This is a genomic window from Roseateles noduli, from assembly GCF_050626985.1.
GTDB lineage: Bacteria > Pseudomonadota > Gammaproteobacteria > Burkholderiales > Burkholderiaceae_C > Roseateles > Roseateles noduli_A.
Genome location: NZ_CP192463.1, coordinates 5,476,108 through 5,491,892 on the forward strand (window position 1 = coordinate 5,476,108; position 15,785 = coordinate 5,491,892).

Annotated in this window: 8 protein-coding genes; 7 read left to right on the forward strand and 1 reads right to left on the reverse strand. The window is 70.5% G+C overall.

Features of this window, described 5'->3' with window-relative positions; genetic code table 11:
• Nucleotides 1-245 precede the first annotated feature (245 nt).
• From ACQ4L4_RS23875 to ACQ4L4_RS23900, 6 genes are all read left to right on the forward strand, one after another.
• On the forward strand, nucleotides 246-824 hold the full coding sequence (locus ACQ4L4_RS23875; protein ID WP_431101331.1) for an HD domain-containing protein: 579 nt from the start codon (nucleotides 246-248) through the stop codon (nucleotides 822-824).
• 327 nt (nucleotides 825-1,151) lie between these two features.
• Nucleotides 1,152-2,954, forward strand: coding sequence for an ATP-binding response regulator (locus ACQ4L4_RS23880; RefSeq protein WP_431101332.1), 1,803 nt, complete (start codon nucleotides 1,152-1,154; stop codon nucleotides 2,952-2,954).
• Nucleotides 2,914-7,083 carry an alpha/beta fold hydrolase gene (locus ACQ4L4_RS23885; RefSeq protein ID WP_431101333.1) on the forward strand — a complete coding sequence of 1,390 codons (4,170 nt, stop codon included), beginning with the start codon at nucleotides 2,914-2,916 and terminating at the stop codon, nucleotides 7,081-7,083. Before ACQ4L4_RS23880 ends, ACQ4L4_RS23885 begins: the two co-directional genes overlap by 41 nt.
• Nucleotides 7,080-8,816 carry an alkaline phosphatase D family protein gene (locus ACQ4L4_RS23890; protein WP_431101334.1) on the forward strand — a complete coding sequence of 579 codons (1,737 nt, stop codon included), beginning with the start codon at nucleotides 7,080-7,082 and terminating at the stop codon, nucleotides 8,814-8,816. Before ACQ4L4_RS23885 ends, ACQ4L4_RS23890 begins: the two co-directional genes overlap by 4 nt.
• A complete protein-coding gene (locus ACQ4L4_RS23895; protein WP_431101335.1) occupies nucleotides 8,816-10,432 on the forward strand; it encodes an inorganic triphosphatase in 1,617 nt (538 codons plus the stop codon). Before ACQ4L4_RS23890 ends, ACQ4L4_RS23895 begins: the two co-directional genes overlap by 1 nt.
• 97 nt (nucleotides 10,433-10,529) lie before the next feature.
• Nucleotides 10,530-11,045, forward strand: coding sequence for a hypothetical protein (locus ACQ4L4_RS23900; RefSeq protein ID WP_431101336.1), 516 nt, complete (start codon nucleotides 10,530-10,532; stop codon nucleotides 11,043-11,045).
• A gap of 171 nt (nucleotides 11,046-11,216) precedes the next feature.
• On the opposite strand, the gene ACQ4L4_RS23905 is transcribed toward ACQ4L4_RS23900, so the two are convergent.
• Nucleotides 11,217-14,777 carry an indolepyruvate ferredoxin oxidoreductase family protein gene (locus tag ACQ4L4_RS23905; RefSeq protein ID WP_431101337.1) on the reverse strand — a complete coding sequence of 1,187 codons (3,561 nt, stop codon included), beginning with the start codon at nucleotides 14,775-14,777 and terminating at the stop codon, nucleotides 11,217-11,219.
• Nucleotides 14,778-15,017: 240 nt separating this feature from the next.
• On the opposite strand from ACQ4L4_RS23905, the gene ACQ4L4_RS23910 reads away from it, so the two are divergent.
• Nucleotides 15,018-15,605, forward strand: a complete 588-nt coding sequence (locus ACQ4L4_RS23910) for an Lrp/AsnC family transcriptional regulator (RefSeq protein ID WP_431101338.1) — start codon at nucleotides 15,018-15,020, stop codon at nucleotides 15,603-15,605.
• The last annotated feature ends 180 nt before the right edge of the window (nucleotides 15,606-15,785 follow it).

A 15,785-nucleotide genomic window follows, 5' to 3' on the forward strand; every position in this document is an offset into this window, starting at 1 on the left:
TCAGGGTCGTTGTTCTGGTTGTCGATGGCAGTCATGTCGGCTCGCGTCCTTGGGAAGACCTGGGGCGTCGGGAGGTCCGGAATGGCATGAAGTGTCCGCGTGCGCCGTACATCGTCGGTTCACTGGAACTGAGGCCACTGTTCATCCAATTTGAATGGGAGCCCCGGCCATGCTTCACAGATCCGTCATCGGCGGGGTCGAGACTGGCGCCCGCTCCGCCCTTGGAGCGATGGCTAGGAGTTGCCATGGACCTGATCGCCAAGATCGAGGCGGTGTTCCGCCGCCGCGGACACCTGCAATACGGCGACGAGCGCCGGGAGCCCGTCACCGCGCTGGAGCACGCGCTCCAATGTGCCCAGCTCGCCGAGTGGGCCCACGCGGAGCATAGCCTTGTAGCCGCCGCGCTGCTGCACGACATCGGGCAGCTGATGGACGGCGGTTCTGGCGCCCCTCTGCGGGACGACGAACATGAGTTGACCGCGCTGCCGCTGCTGCGCGCCGGCGGACTGGGCCCGGCCGTGGTGGAGCCGATCCGCCTGCACGTCGCCGCCAAGCGTTACCTGGTCAGCACCGACCCGGCGTACGGACCGGGGCTGTCGGAGGCCTCGCGCCACAGCCTGGCGTTGCAGGGCGGGCCGATGAACGCGGAGGAACGGCTGCTCTTCATGGCCCACCCGCACGCGAGCGCCTCGCTGCAGCTGCGCCGTTGGGACGACCTGGCCAAGCGGCCGGGCATGCGCACGCCGCCGCTCGGCTACTACCTGGTGCTGCTCGAGGAGTTGCTGCACGACACGCGCGCCCCGGAACGGGTGCGCATCGCCTGAGGCGCGGGCGGCATAGGCGTTTTCCGGATGAGCACATGCGGAATGGATCGATGTCAAAGCGTGTCTCCCTCTTGAGGGGGATATCGGACCCCCGAGTCGCTTTGCATACTGGGTACCGATCGCGCGCTGCCTGGACCTCAGCGTCGTGATCAAGGGGAGGAGTGCTATGCCGACCTACCAAAGCCCGCAAGGGTAGCGGTGGTCGGCATAGTTTTATCTGCGCGGCACGTTTTCGGCACGGCACGATATATTGCCGGCCCAGAACAAGCCTTTCACAACCCATGCATTTCCATTCGCGGCAGTGGCCAGGCGCTGTCTGTTCCGGTCATGGCGGGTGAGCGCAGCGCCGAGCAGGCGAGCGTCGAGCTCGAACTGCTGCGCCTGATCGGCAAACAGGGCCGCCGCGTCCCGTACCCGGTGAGCATCGCCGCGCTGATGATGGCGGTGATGGCGGCCAGCGTGATGTCGCCCTGGCTGGCCTACGGTTGGCTGGCCCTCGTGTACGCGGTGCTGGCGACGCGCTGGGCCGTGCTGGGCCGCCTGCCGGAGATGCAGGACCGCCCGCTGGAACAGCGCATGGACTGGGCCGTGTGGCTGAGCCTGGCCAACGGGCTGGTCTTCAGCGCCTCGCTGATCGCGGCCCCCCACCTGAGCGACTTCCAGCGGATGGTGCAGACCATCGTGCTGCTGGGCCTGTGCGCCGGCGCGGTCGCGACGACCGCCGGGCACCGCGTCGTGTTCCAGGTCTTCCTCTGGCCGGTGACGCTCGCCACCGCGCTGTCGTGGGGCCTGTTCCACGAGCCCGGCGCGGAGCACCGCTGGCTGGACTGGGTGCTGTCGGCGCTGATCGTCTTCTTCGGCCTGATCCTGACCGGCCTGGCGCGCGACACCTACCGCGTCTTCGCCGAGTCGGTGCTGATCCGGCTGCAGCAGAACAAGAGCAACCAGCAACTGCGCCAGGCCTTGTCGCAGGCGGAATCGGCGATGGCGGCGAAGACGCGCTTCCTGGCCTCCGCCAGCCACGACCTGCGCCAGCCGATGCACACGCTGTCGCTGTTCGGCGCGGCGCTGGACAAGCGCCCGCTCGACGACGAAGGCCGCGTCATCGTCACGCAGATGAACCTGGCCTTGCACTCGCTGTCCTCGCAGATGGATGCGCTGCTGGACATCTCGAAGCTCGACGCCAACGTCGTGCCGGTGAACAACCAGGTCTTCGCCTTGCAGCCCTGGCTGGGCCGGCTGCAGCGGGAGTTCCAGCCCACCGCGCTGCGCAAGCACCTGCTGCTGCGCCTGGACTGCCCGCCCGAGGCCTGCGTCGAGAGCGACCCCGTGCTGCTGGAGCGCGTGGTGCGCAACCTGATCGACAACGCGCTCAAGTACACGGCGCGCGGCGAGGTGGCGATCGAGGTCCACCGCGGCCAGGACGAGGAAGTCTGGCGGCTGACGGTGCGCGACAGCGGCATGGGCATCCCGGACCACGAGCAGCAGCGGATCTTCGACGAGTTCTACCAGGTCGGTAACCCGGAGCGCGACCGCGCCAAGGGCCTGGGGCTGGGTCTGTCGATCGTGACGCGGCTGGTGGACCTGCTGGACCTGCACCTGGCGCTGCGTTCGGCGCCGGGGCAGGGCTCGAGCTTCATGCTGAACGTGACGGCCGCCGACATCGCGCTGGTGCGGCCCGGCTCGACGCCGACGCAGGGCCCGGCGCTGCCGCCGATGCGCGTGCTGGTGATCGACGACGAGGAGCCGGTGCGGGTCGCGATGCACGCGCTGCTGACGGCGCACGGCTGCCAGGTGCTGCTGGCCGGCAGCACCCGCGAGGGCCTGCTCAAGAGCATGGGCCAGCAGCCGGACCTGCTGCTGACCGACTTCCGGCTGCGCGGCGGCGAGGACGGCATCAGCGCGGTGCGCTCGCTGCGAAGCGCGTTCCCGGGACTGCCCGCGCTGATCGTGAGCGGCGACACTGCGCCCGAGCGGTTGCGCGAGGCCCACGAGGCGGGCCTGACGCTGCTGCACAAACCGGTCACCGAGGAGCTGCTCATCAACGCGATGCAGGCCGCGCTGGCCGAATATCGCAGGGAGGGTGCCGATGTCTCGACCGTTCGAGGAGGCGCCGAGAGTCCCCTCTGACGTCCCCTCCGGCGTCCCGTCCGACGCGCCGTCCCGCACGACGTCCGACACGACGTCCGGAGGTACCGACGCGCAGCGGCCGAGACCCTCGGGCACGCGCTGGCTGTCGCGGCCGCTCGAGGACTGGATGGCCGGGCGGCTGTCGGTCCCGGAGCCGGGCCCGGCCGCCGTGGACGTGTTGATCGTCGGCAGCGGCTATGGCGGCGCCGCGGCGGCGCATGCGCTCGCGGGACGTTGCGACGAGGACGGCCGGCGGCTGAGCGTGGTCGTGCTCGAGCGCGGGCGTGAGTACCTGCCCGGTGCGTTCCCCAGCCGCTTCGCCGATCTGCCCGGCCACGTGCGGCTGGCGCGTCCCGGCGCGGATGCGCCGACGGGTCGTCGCGAAGGGCTCTTCGATCTGCGGCTGGGACCGGATGTCTGCGTCGCCCTGGCCAACGGCCTGGGGGGCGGATCGTTGATCAATGCGGGCGTGATGGAGCGACCCGCTCCGGCGGTGTTCCGCGAACCCGGCTGGCCGCAGGCTTTCCTGCGTGAGGACATGACGCCCTGGTTCGAGCGCGCCGAGCGCCTGCTGGGCGTCCGCGACGATGAGGGCGACAACACCATCGAACGCCTGCGCGAGAAGGCCGGCTTCAAGACGCGCCGGCTCGAGGCGTTGAAGGCGCTCGACCCCGCGCGCACGCGCGCTGCGAAGATCCAGGTCGCGATGGACGCGCGCCCGCGCGGTGCGGCCGCCTGGTCGCACCAGCCCTGCATCGCCTGCGGCGACTGCGCGACCGGCTGCAACCACGAGGCCAAGCAGTCGCTCGACACGAGCCTGCTGCTGCAGGCCTGGCGGCAGGGCGCGGAGCTGGTCTGCGGCGCGAGCGTCGAGGCGCTGGTGGCGGCACCCGGCGCCGGTTGGCGCGTCACGTTGCAGCACACCGACGAGTTGCTGCGCCGACGGCAGGGCGAGCCGTTCGAGGTGCTTGCCCGTCGGGTGATCCTGGCCGCCGGCAGCCTGGGCTCGACGGAGATCCTGATGCGCTCGCGGGACCGGGGGCTGACGCTGTCGCGGATGCTGGGGCAGGCGTTCTCGGCCAACGGCGACGTGATCGCGGTCGGCCACGGCTGGCCGCGGGCGGTCCATGCGGTCGCCGACGAGGACCAGCCGCCCGCGGCGCGCCAGGTGGGGCCGACCATCACCGGCGTGTGGGACGCCGGGCCGGATCATGTCGTCGAGGACCTGGCGATTCCCGGCGCATTGCGTCCGGTCTTCGAGGAGGGTTTCGCGCTGTCGGCGACGCTGGATGCACTGGCCCGGTCAAACGCGGGCCCGCATGAGGAGCGGGCCGATTTCGATGATCCCTTCGCGGTCCGCCCTTCCGTGACGGAGCGGCAACTGCCCCTGGCGATCATCGGTCGCGACAGCGGCACCGGCCGGCTGGTCCGGCGGGAGGGCTTCGAGGAGTCCGGCGGGTTGCAGGTCGACTGGCCCGGGCTGCGCGATGAGCCCGCGATCGCGCGCCGTCACGAGGCGCTGGCGCGCCATTGCCACACCCAGGGCGCCCGGCTGCTGCGCAATCCGCTGTGGCAGCTGCTGCCGCAGGAGATGGCCTTCCTGACGAACGACGCCCGCGGGCCGATGGTCAGCGTGCATCCGCTGGGGGGCTGCGCGATGGGGGACCTCGGCAGCGACGGCGTCGTCGACGCGATCGGGCGGGTGTTTTCCGGCGATGGCGAGGCGGTGCACGACGGTCTCGTCGTGCTGGACGGCGCGATCGTGCCGGGCTCGATCGCGATCAATCCGGCGCTGACGATCAGCGCGCTCGCGCAGCGAGCGCTGGACCGGCTCGCCGTCCTCTGGCGACTGGGCGCGCCATCGCCGGTGGCCCGGCGCCGGGAGCCGGAGCGTCCCGTGTTCCGCCTGCCTGCCGGGCCTGGACGGGGCGGGCCGCCGCCCGCCGCCAACCTCTCCGGCCATGACGGCGGCGCGAGCAAGGGCAGCGCCGCCAGCGCCCCCGATGCCACGGTGATCGAGGTGCGCGAGCGCCTTGGCGGCTTCGTGCGCTGGTCCGGAGCGCCGGGCTCGCCGGTGAAGTACGTGGAGCTCTGCGTCGTCTTCCGTCCGAAGGCCTTGGTGGAGCTGTTGAGACCTGGCCCCGAGCGGCGACTGATCGTGGCGCCGGGCAGCCGGCTTCGCGTCTTCGAGGCTCGCGAGCGACGGCCCGGATGCTTCGAGATCGTCGGCCCGAAGCCGGGCGACGGCCGCCTCTGGGCGCATGAGGAACGCGGCGACGAGCACGCCCTGTTCACCGCGCCGCTGGCGGAAGGCGTGCTGACGCTGTTCCAGCGCGAGGACTCGGGATCGTTGCGGCGGCATGCGCGCGGGCTGTGGGCCTGGGCGATCAACCGCGGCGTGCGCGACGCCTGGCAGGGTCTGATCGATTGGGCGGGACACCGATCGCCGCCCAGGACGCCGGGCGCGGCACGGGCAGGCCTGCGCGCGCGGGCCGTCAACGCCTGGCACCTCGCGGGCCATGCGGGCGAGGCGCGGGTGATGCGTTACCAGGTGCTCATCGACCCGGCCGCGGACCTGCCCGCTTGGGCTGCCGGGCTGCGCGGGCAGCCGTTGCGCGGATGCAAGCGGATCAGCTACACGCGGCGGGGCAATCCCTGGGCGCAGCTGAGCCGCATGACGATGACGCCGGCCGCCGGCATGGCGCCGCCACCGGGCGCTCGGGACATCGTCCTGACGCTGGACATGCACCACCTCGCCCGCGAGCGGCTGCCGCTGCTGCGCATCCGGCAGGCGCGCGACATCCCGTCGGCGGCGCGCGACGTCGGCGCGTTGATGGCCTACATCGCGCGGATGACGATCGGGCTGCATGCCTGGACCTTCCGCAAGCCCGACGAGGCGCCACCGCGGCGCATCTCCCGCCTGCCGGGCACGGTGCCGGGACTGCCGGATCCCGTGGTGATCGAGATGGCCGCCGGCCGCTGGGGCGACGCGGGCGCGCAGCGCCAGGACCTGGACCGCCCGACGCGCGAGGACGACGACCGGCCGGTGCTGATCCGCCTCACGCGTTACGGCCGGCCGGGCGGCGAACCCGTGCTGATGATCCATGGCTACAGCGCCAGCGGCACGACCTTCGCGCACCACTCGGTGCGTCCCGGTCCGGCCAAGCTGCTGTGGGACGCGGGCCACGACGTCTGGCTGCTGGACCTGCGCACCAGCGCGGGATTGCCGACGGCCACGCTGCCGTGGACCTTCGAGGAATCCGCGTTCAACGACATCCCGCTGGCCGTCGATCGTGTGCTGCGCGAGACCGGTCGGGAGCGGCTCAACGTCCTCGCGCACTGCATGGGATCGGTGATGCTGCACATGGCGCTGCTGGAGCCGCGCGAGCAGCCGTGGGAACGCTGCTTCGCATTGCGCGCGGCGCTGAAGGACCGGATCTCGAAGCTGGTGATCTCGCAGGTCACGCCGCTGATGGTGATGTCGCCGACGAACAGCCTGCGCGGCGTGCTGATGCAGTACCTGCGGCCCTACCTGCCGCTGGGCGGGTACGCGTTCCGGCCCGAGGGCACGCCGACGCTGCTCGATCACCTGCTCGACCGGCTGCTGGCCAGCCTGCCGTATCCGGAGGCCGAGTTCGATCTGGAGAACCCGCCGCCCTGGCCGCCGTGGCGGATGCGGCGCACGCCCTGGACCGCCACGCGGCACCGCATGGACCTGCTGTACGGGCGCGACTTCGCGATCGGCAACGTCGATCAGGCGGTGCTGGCATTCATCGACGACCACTTCGGGCCGCTGAACATGGACACGGTCGCGCAGGCGATCCACTTCGCGCGCTGCCACGAGATCACCGACTGGCAGGGCGCGAGCGTCTATCTCGACAGTCTGGCGAAGAGCCTGGCGCTGCTCAAGGCCTTCCCGGTCCTGTCGCTGCACGGCGAGGACAACGGGCTGTGCAGCGCCGACAGCGCCGAGCTGTTGAAGGACTACTACGACCAGGCCGCGCCGGGCCGTTATCGCTACCGGGTGATCGCGGGCCACGGGCATCAGGACTGCCTGATCGGACGCCATGTCGCGACGCAGGTGTTCCCGCACGTGCTGGCCTTCCTGGCCGAGGAGCCGCAGTCATGAGCGGGGTCCTGCACCGTGCGCGCCGGGGCACGCCGACCCACGCGCTGCTGATCGGCGCCGAGGCGCCGGGTCATCGCATCGAGCGGGCGCCGCCGGAGACCGGCCGCGTGCCGCTGCTCACGGCGCTGCGACCGGAGCGTGGCTGGCCGCATTGGCTGCTGTGGGTGCCGATGCGGTGGCGCGGCGGCTGGACCTACGAGCAGTTGCCGCAGCCCTGGCGGATCGAGTCCTTCGTGCCGCCGGGCGTGGGGCAGCCGGGCGCGCCCTGGCGGACCTCGCAGGCCGTGGAGGCGTTCCCCGTGCCGCCGCGCGCGATGTCCGATGCAGCGGCCCACTCGAAGGACGACGCCGCCGCGGATGCCGACGGCGACGAGCGTGAGATCGACATCCACGGCCTGCTGCTGGTGGCGCTGTACCTGGAGCCGCGCGCGCTGGCCATGGAAGGCGCGCATCGCGGCGTGATGCACGAGCTCGGCGACGAGGAGTTGCACGCGCAGGTCGAAGGCGCGCTGGATCAGTTCTTCGATCTGCCGCCGCATCGCTGGGCGCATGGCTTCGTGCCCTCGCCGGGCGGGTCGGAGGTCGCCGTCGACGACGGAGGCCTTTGCTTTGCGCTTGCCGCGTGCCAGTACCCGCCGGGCCTGCTGGATGTGAGTCCGGGTTGGGAACTCGATGCGTCGCAGGCGGGGCCAGGTCTTGCGTCGCTGGCGCGCCTGCATCAATTCACGCGGTCCACGGCGCGAGGACGGGACTGCTCGCTGGTGCTGTTCGCCGGCGACCAGATCTATGCGGATGCGAGCGGCGGACTGGCCGACTCGCGCAGCGGGATCGAGCGGTACGCGCGCGGCTACGGCGAGTTCAAGGCCGGTCCGATGCGGCTGCTGCCACCGACGGTGGCGCGCGTCGTGCAGGCGATCGACGACCACGAGATCGTCGACAACTGGGAACCGGGTCCTGGCGCCAGCCACGGCGGCCACGGCCCCTGGTTCGATGTCGCGCGCCAGGCCGCCTGGCATCACCGGTGGGAAGCCGGCCCACGCGTCGGCGGTCCGGAACTGCTGTGGCACGAGTTCGACTGGCGCGGCGCGGCCTTCTTCATCGCCGACGCGCGCTGCGAGCGCGAGGCACGACGCGTCGCAAACTGGTCGAGCGCGCGCCTGTGGTCGACCACGCAACGCGATGCATTCAACGAATGGTTGTCGCGCGGCGCGTCTCGGCCGAAGTTCGTGCTGAGCGGCTCGCTGCCGCTGCCGCGACGCCGGACGAGCGTGGAGCACGCGGCCAGTTGCCTGCGTTCGGATGGATGGGACGGCTATCCGCACAGCCTGCATGAACTGTTGGGCTTGGTGTGGCGGCATCGTGCCTCGGGACTGGTCTTCCTGTCGGGCGATGAACACCGATCCGGCTGGGTGAGCGCGGAGATCTCCGCCATCGACGGTGACGACCGCGGGTCGGTGCGCATCCACTCGGTCCACAGCTCCGCGCTCTACGCGCCCTGGCCGTTCGCGATCACGGCGGCCGAGGAACTGGCCGCGCCCGACGTGTTCGAGTTCGACGGCCCGGATGGCCAGCGGCTGCGATGCGTCGTCAGCGCATGGGCCGACCATCCGGGCGATGGCTTCGCGGTGCTCCGCGTGCGAGGTGAGGATGTCGAACTCTGGTTTGACCGAGCTGGTGCGGTGCGTGCCGAACCGGATGCCGTGCTGTCATTTGGCCCATGCGACACTGCCTGATGACCGAAATCGAACTGCGTTTCCAGATCCCCGAATCGCAATGGCCCGCCGTGCGCCGCTGGGTCGCGGGGACGGGCAAGTCCGTCGCGGCGCAGGAGCGCCTGCAGGCCTCGTACTTCGATACGCCCGAGCGGGACCTCGCGCGCGCCGGCTTCGCGTTGCGCCTGCGGCGCGAGGGCGAGGTCTGGGTGCAGACGCTCAAGGGCGCCGCGCCCGACGGCATGACCCGCCTCGAACACAACGTGCCGCTCGGCGCGGACATTCCCCGGCTCGACGTCGCCCGGCACGCCGACCATCCCGCCGGGCAGGCGTTGCAGGCGCTGCTGGCCACGCTGCCCGAAGGCGCGCTGCAGGCGCTGTTCCGCACCGACATCACCCGCCTGACGCGGCCGCTGCGCACGCCGCATGGCACGGTCGAACTGGCGCTCGATCACGGCGCGCTGCTCGCGGGCGAGGGCGACTCGCTGCGCAGCACGCCGGTCGCCGAGCTCGAGATCGAGCTGAAGAGCGGTGAAGCCCGCGCCGTGCTCGAAACCGCGCGGCAATGGGCCATCGAGCGTTTCGGGCTATCGCTGGAGCTGCGTACGAAAGCGCTGCGGGGCGACCTGCTCGCGCGCCAGCTCGACTGCGCGCCGGTCGCCGATTCCCATGCGATCCACTGGACCGGGGACATGAGCTGCGACGATGCGCTCCACGTGCTGCTGCGCGAGTGCCTGGAGCCGGTCGTCGGCAATGCCTCGCAGATCGCGAGCGGCCGGCATCGGCCCGAGCACCTGCATCAGATGCGCGTCGGTCTGCGCCGCCTGCGCGCCGGCCTGCGGCTGCTGGCGGCGGAAGACGACGTCGCGCTGCTCGCGCTCGCCGAGGGCGCCGGGCAGTTGTCGCGACGGCTCACCGCCGCGCGCGACGCGGATGCGCAGGCCGAAGCCGGCTGGCGCGCGACGATGCTTGCCGCCTGGCGTGCCGAGCGTCCGTCCGCGGCCTCCGAGGTCTCGCCCGCAGCGCCCATCGATGTCGCCGGCCCGCTGCTCACGCCGGAGGTCCAGGGCTGGCTGCTCGCGGTCATCGGCTGGCTCGCGCGCCCCGCGCCGGACCGCGCGCCCGAGGAAGAGCAAGGCCTGGCCCCCGTCCATGCCCACCTCGCGCAGTGGCGCGCCGCGACGGACAAGCAGGTCAGACGCTTCGATCGTCTCGATGTCGAGGGACGGCATCACCTGCGGCGCCGCTTGAGACGCCTGCGCCTGGCGATGGAGCTGACGTTCGCGGTCCCGGCCGGTGCCGACGGCGGCAAGTTGACCAAGAAGGACATCGAACGCCGGGCCCGGGAGCTCGCCCGTGTCCACGAGGCGGCGCAGCGGCTCGGTGCGCTGAACGATCTCGAGGTCGGCCTGTCCCAGGCGCGTGAGCAACTCGCGCTGGCGATGGCACGAAGCGACGTGCCGGCGGCGGCGGCGGCCGGCTTCTCCCTGGGATGGCTGAGGCCGCGCCAGCGGCAGGCGCTGGAGAAGGCGGCCAAGGCCGTGAAGGCCGTGAAGCTCAAGGGCGTGGGCGACGCCTCGAAGCGCGCCAAGACCGCCAAGACCGCCAAGCCGTCGCAGCGCCGCAAGCAGGACTGAAGCATTTTGGCCGACTGACTTCACTGAAGAGGGCGCCCGCAGCCTCATGCCGAGGCGACGGGACGCACCCCCTCATTCCAGTCACTGCGAGGCCCCCATGCCGTTGTTCCATCCTCTGCCGTTCACCGAACTTCCTCCCCGTCCCGCCGAGGATGTCCCGGATCGCGCCCGGATTCCCGGGCTGCTGGCGCTGGCGGTCGAACCCGACCGGCTCAGCGCCGCGCAGGCGCTCGCCGCGCGCAGATTGCTGGATCCCGAGGGCGGCATCTATCCCGCCGACGGATGCGCGATGACGCTGTCCGTGCTGATGCGGGTGGCGGGATTCGATGTGCCCGAGCTCTGCTGGGCGATCGACGTGCCGGCGACGCTGCTCGCGCGCGGCTGGATCGAGGTGCCTCCCGGCAGCCAGCGCGGCGGGGACATCGGCAGCACCTGCCGCGAGGAGAAGCACCACGGCGAGGACCACGTCTTCCTGGTGGTCCGATGCGTCAACCAGGACGAGATGATCGTCGTCGACAACCAGGCGACCTACCCGCACTTCCGTTGGGCGAGCGGGCAGGGCGGCAAGACGCCGACCGCGATGTTCTACCGGGCGCCCGGCGGGCCGGACTGAACGCTGCGCCGGGTCGGCGGGATCGGCGGGGTCGGACGTCGCCGTCCGAGCGCAGGGCGCCCGAAGGCAGCGAGCGGATGTGGGGCCGGAGCGATGCATGGGGTCCCTGGTGGGCACCATGCGTCGCGGAGAGCCCGCGCCTGGCCGTCCGTCAACCGTGGCGGTGGAAGCTCACGCCACGTCGTTCCACTGCTTGGCCAACTGGTCCCACTTCAGGCGCGCCGCCTTCAGATGGCGCTCCTTGACGTGGCCGTAGCCGCGGATGTCTTCCGGGATGCGGGCCAACTCGACCGCCGTCGACAGGCGCTCGGTGCTGAGGCCCTTCGCCAGGATCGACTCGATGGTCGCGCGGTAGTCGGCGATCAGCTGGCGTTCCGTCTTGCGTTCCTCGGTGTAGCCGAACGGATCGAAGGCGGTGCCGCGCAGGCCCTTCAGCCTGGCCAGCACGCCCATCGCCGGACGCACCCAGGGGCCGAAGGGGCGCTTCTGCAGATGACCGTGGTCGTCCTTCTTGGCGAGCATCGGCGGTGCCAGGTGATGCACGACCTTGAAGTCGCCTTCGAACTGGCCCTTGATCTTGTCGAGGAACTTCGTGTCGGTGTGCAGGCGGGCGACCTCGTATTCGTCCTTGTAGGCCATCAGCTTGAACAGATAACGCGCGACGGCCTCCGTCAGGCGCGTGCCGCCCACCGGCGCCTCGGCCTGGCGGACCTTCTCGACGAAGGCGCGGTACTGCTCGGCGTAGGCGGCGTTCTGGTAGTCGGTCAGGAACTCGACGCGCTTGGCGATCAACTCGTCCACGCCCTGGCGCTTGACGAAGTTGATGACCTGCTGCGCGGCGAACAGCGACTGCACCGCGGCCAGGTCATGCGCGCAGCGACGGCCCCATTCGAAGGCGGCCTTGTTGTTGTCGACCTGCACGCCGTTGAGCTCGATGGCGCGCATCAGCGCGGCGAGGCTCAGCGGCACGCGGCCCTTCTGCCACGCGAAGCCAAGCATCAGCGGGTTGGTGTAGAGCGAATCGCCCAGCAGCTTCACCGCGACCTCTTCCGCGTCGAACATGCCCAGGTGCGAGGCGCCGACCGCCTTCTGCACGGCGGCCTCGCAGGCGGCGCCGGGGAAGGACCAGTTGGCGTCGTTGACCAGCGTCGCGGTCGGCGAGCCGTGCGTGTTCAGCGCGACGAAGCTGCGGCCCTCGCGCATCACGGCCAGCGTCGTCTTGTTGGCGGCGACGATGGAATCGCAGGCGATGACCAGGTCGGCCTCCGCGGTGCCGACCTTGGTGCAGTGGATCGCGTCCGGCGTGTTGGCGATCTGGATGTGGCTCCAGGTGGCGCCGCCCTTCTGGGCGAGGCCGGCCGCGTCCTGCGTGATGACGCCCTTGCCTTCCAGATGCGCGGCCATGCCGAGCAACTGGCCGATCGTGATCACACCGGTGCCGCCGACGCCGGCCACGACGATGCCCCAGGCCTCGACCGCGTTCGGGATCGTCGGCTGCGGGATGACCGGCAGCGACGCGTCGAACGGGCTGACGCGCTTGTCCTTCTTGGGCTTCTTGAGCTCGCCGCCTTCGATGGTGACGAAGCTCGGGCAGAAGCCCTTCACGCAGCTGAAGTCCTTGTTGCAGGTGTTCTGGTTGATCTGGCGCTTGCGGCCGAACTCGGTCTCCAGCGGTTCGACCGACAGGCAGTTCGACTGCACCGAGCAGTCGCCGCAGCCTTCGCAGACCAGCTCGTTGATGACGGTGCGCTTGGCCGGATCGACCAGCTTGCCGCGCTTGCGGCGGCGGCGCTTCTCGGTCGCGCAGGTCTGGTCGTAGATGATGACCGTGGTGCCGGGGATCTCGCGGAACTGGCGCTGCAGCGCGTCCAGCTCGTCGCGGTGATGCACCGTCACGCCGGGCGCCAGCGGCTTGCCGTCGTACTTCTCCGGCTCGTCGGTGACGATGATCAGCTTGGCCACGCCTTCGCTGACCAGGCTGTTCATGATCTGCGTGACGCTGTGGCCCTCGGGGCGCTCGCCGACCTGCTGGCCGCCGGTCATCGCGACGGCGTCGTTGTAGAGCACCTTGTAGGTGATGTTCACGCCGGCGGCGATGGACTGGCGGATCGCCAGGATGCCGCTGTGGAAGTAGGTGCCGTCGCCGAGGTTGCTGAAAATGTGCTTCTCGTCGGTGAACGGCGCCTGGCCGACCCAGGGCACGCCTTCGCCGCCCATCTGGGTGAAGGTCGCGGTGTTGCGGCCCGGCATCCAGGTGACCATGTAGTGGCAGCCGATGCCGCCCACGGCGCGCGAGCCGTCCGGCACGCGCGTGCTCGTGTTGTGCGGGCAGCCGGAGCAGAACCACGGCGTGCGGTCGGCGCCGCCGGCGGTCTTCTCTTCGCTCTTGAGCGACTGCTCCTTGGCGTCGATCAGCGCCATGCGGGCGTCCAGCCGCGCGGCGGTGTCGGCGTCGACCCCCAGCTTCTTCAGCCGCTTGGCGATGGCGCGGGCGATGATGGCCGGCGTCAGGTCGGCCTGCGGGCGCAGCAGCCAGTTGCTGCTCGGGTTCGGGTGGCTCCACTCGCCGCCGCTGCGGTCGCCGTCGGTCTCGTCGAACTTGCCGAGCACGTTCGGGCGGACGTCCGGACGCCAGTTGTACAGCTCTTCCTTGAGCTGGTACTCGATCATCTGGCGCTTTTCCTCGATGACGAGGATCTCCTGCAGCCCGGTGGCGAAGTCGCGGGTGATGGTCGCTTCCAGCGGCCACACGACGTTGACCTTGTGCAGCCGGATGCCCAGGCGGCGGCAGCTGTCGTCGTCCAGGCCCAGGTCGTGCAGCGCCTGGCGGGTGTCGTTCCAGGCCTTGCCGGAGGCGATCAGGCCGATGCGGTCATGCGGCGTGGCGATGACGTTGTGGTTGAGCTTGTTGGCGCGGACGTAGGCGAGGGCGGCGTACCACTTGTGGTCCATCATCCGCGCCTCTTGATCGAGCGGCGGATCGGGCCAGCGGATGTGCAGGCCGCCCGGGGGCATCTGGAAGTCCTCGGGCATCAGGATCTCGACGCGGTCGGGATCGACGCTGACGCTGCTGGACGATTCGACGATCTCCTGGATCGTCTTCATGCCCGACCACAGGCCGGAGAAGCGGCTCATCGCGAACGCGTGCAGGCCCATGTCCAGGATCTCCTGGACGCTGCTCGGGAAGAACACCGGGAAGCCGACGGCCTTGAAGACGTGGTCGCTCTGGTGGGCGGCGGTGGAGCTCTTGGCGATGTGGTCGTCCGCGGCGATGGCGATCACGCCGCCGTGCTTGGACGTGCCGGCCATGTTGGCGTGCTTGAACACGTCGATGGAGCGGTCCACGCCGGGGCCCTTGCCGTACCACATGCCGAAGACGCCGTCGAACTTCGCCTTCTCCGGGAACAGCGCGAGCTGCTGCGTGCCCCAGACGGCGGTGGCGCCGAGTTCCTCGTTGACGCCGGGCTGGAAGACGATGTGCTGCTTGGCGAGGTGCTTCTTCGCGGCCATCAGGGCCTGGTCGTAGCCGCCCAGCGGGGAACCGCGGTAGCCCGAGATGAAGCCGGCGGTGTTGAGGCCGGCGATGGCGTCGCGGGTGCGCTGCAGCATCGGCAGGCGGACCAGCGCCTGGACGCCGCTCATGAAGGCGCGGCCCTCGTCGAGTGCGTACTTGTCATCCAGCGTGACCTTCTCGAGGGCGCGCAGGATGTGTTCGGGCAAGGGGGCGTTCATGCGGGGGAGTCTCCTGATGGGTGGCTGACCTCCGGTCCCCGCTTGTGGCGAGGCCGTGTGCCTTGGCTGCCGTCGCGCCGAGTATGGCGACGCGCGGAAAACGCAGAGAACAGTGTAGGAAACAATGCCCGGCGAGTGTTTGCTAGTTCCGCGCCGGCAGCGGTCGTTTGAGCAAGAATCTTTCCCGGAATGGAGAAAGGGATTCAAATGGCATCGAAAAATGGCGCCTCAGGGAAAACCATGAGGGCGGCGGCGGGTTCCGCGGGCGTCGACGACGGGGTCGACAGAGGCGCCGAACGAGGCGTCGAGAGGAGCGAGGACGCGGGCGGATCCGGTGCTCCGGCAAGCGGCGAACTCGACCGCTATCACGTGGCCATCCTGGGCGAGCTGCAGCGCGAGGCGCGCTTGTCCAACGCCGAGCTGGCGACGCGGATCGGCCTGTCGCCGGCGCCCACCTGGCGCCGCGTGCGATGGCTGGAGGAGCAGGGCTTCATCACCGGCTACCGCGCCGAGATCGACCGTCGCCGCCTCGGCCTGGGGGTGCTGGCGTTCGTGCGCGTGGACGCGGACCGCAACAACGGCGCGGCGACCAAGCAACTGGAGGAGGCGATCCGGCAACTGCCGGAGGTGATCGCCTGCCACTACATCAGCGGCGCCGGGACCTTCGAGCTGGAGGTGATGGCCACCGACCTGGATGCGTTCAGCCGGTTCTCGATCGACACGTTGCTGAACCTGCCGAACGTGAAGGACATCCACACGAGCTTCTCGCTCGGCGAGGTCAAAGCGGGAGGCGCGTTGCCGCTGGGGCATCTGAAGCCGAAGGGTTGAACAGCTGTACCGGTGTCACCCATGTCCTGGCCCACCTGTCATCCATGTGCTGGCACGGGTCGGGCTCCCTCGCCCGCTTGCGGGAGAGGGCGGGGGGTGAGGGCCAGCGGGCGACGCAGTACGCGGGTCCTGTACCGGTCGCACTCGCAATCCCCTGTACCGGCTCGGCGGAGAGCCCCG

Excerpts from the sequence above, each read along its gene's own strand:
- ACQ4L4_RS23905 (WP_431101337.1), bottom strand. The coding sequence starts at position 14,777 with ATGAACGCCCCCTTGCCCGAACACATCCTGCGCGCCCTCGAGAAGGTC.
- ACQ4L4_RS23910 (WP_431101338.1), top strand. The coding sequence starts at position 15,018 with ATGAGGGCGGCGGCGGGTTCCGCGGGCGTCGACGACGGGGTCGACAGA.
- ACQ4L4_RS23890 (WP_431101334.1), top strand. The coding sequence starts at position 7,080 with ATGAGCGGGGTCCTGCACCGTGCGCGCCGGGGCACGCCGACCCACGCG.
- ACQ4L4_RS23895 (WP_431101335.1), top strand. The coding sequence starts at position 8,816 with ATGACCGAAATCGAACTGCGTTTCCAGATCCCCGAATCGCAATGGCCC.
- ACQ4L4_RS23880 (WP_431101332.1), top strand. The coding sequence starts at position 1,152 with ATGGCGGGTGAGCGCAGCGCCGAGCAGGCGAGCGTCGAGCTCGAACTG.
- ACQ4L4_RS23900 (WP_431101336.1), top strand. The coding sequence starts at position 10,530 with ATGCCGTTGTTCCATCCTCTGCCGTTCACCGAACTTCCTCCCCGTCCC.
- ACQ4L4_RS23875 (WP_431101331.1), top strand. The coding sequence starts at position 246 with ATGGACCTGATCGCCAAGATCGAGGCGGTGTTCCGCCGCCGCGGACAC.
- ACQ4L4_RS23885 (WP_431101333.1), top strand. The coding sequence starts at position 2,914 with ATGTCTCGACCGTTCGAGGAGGCGCCGAGAGTCCCCTCTGACGTCCCC.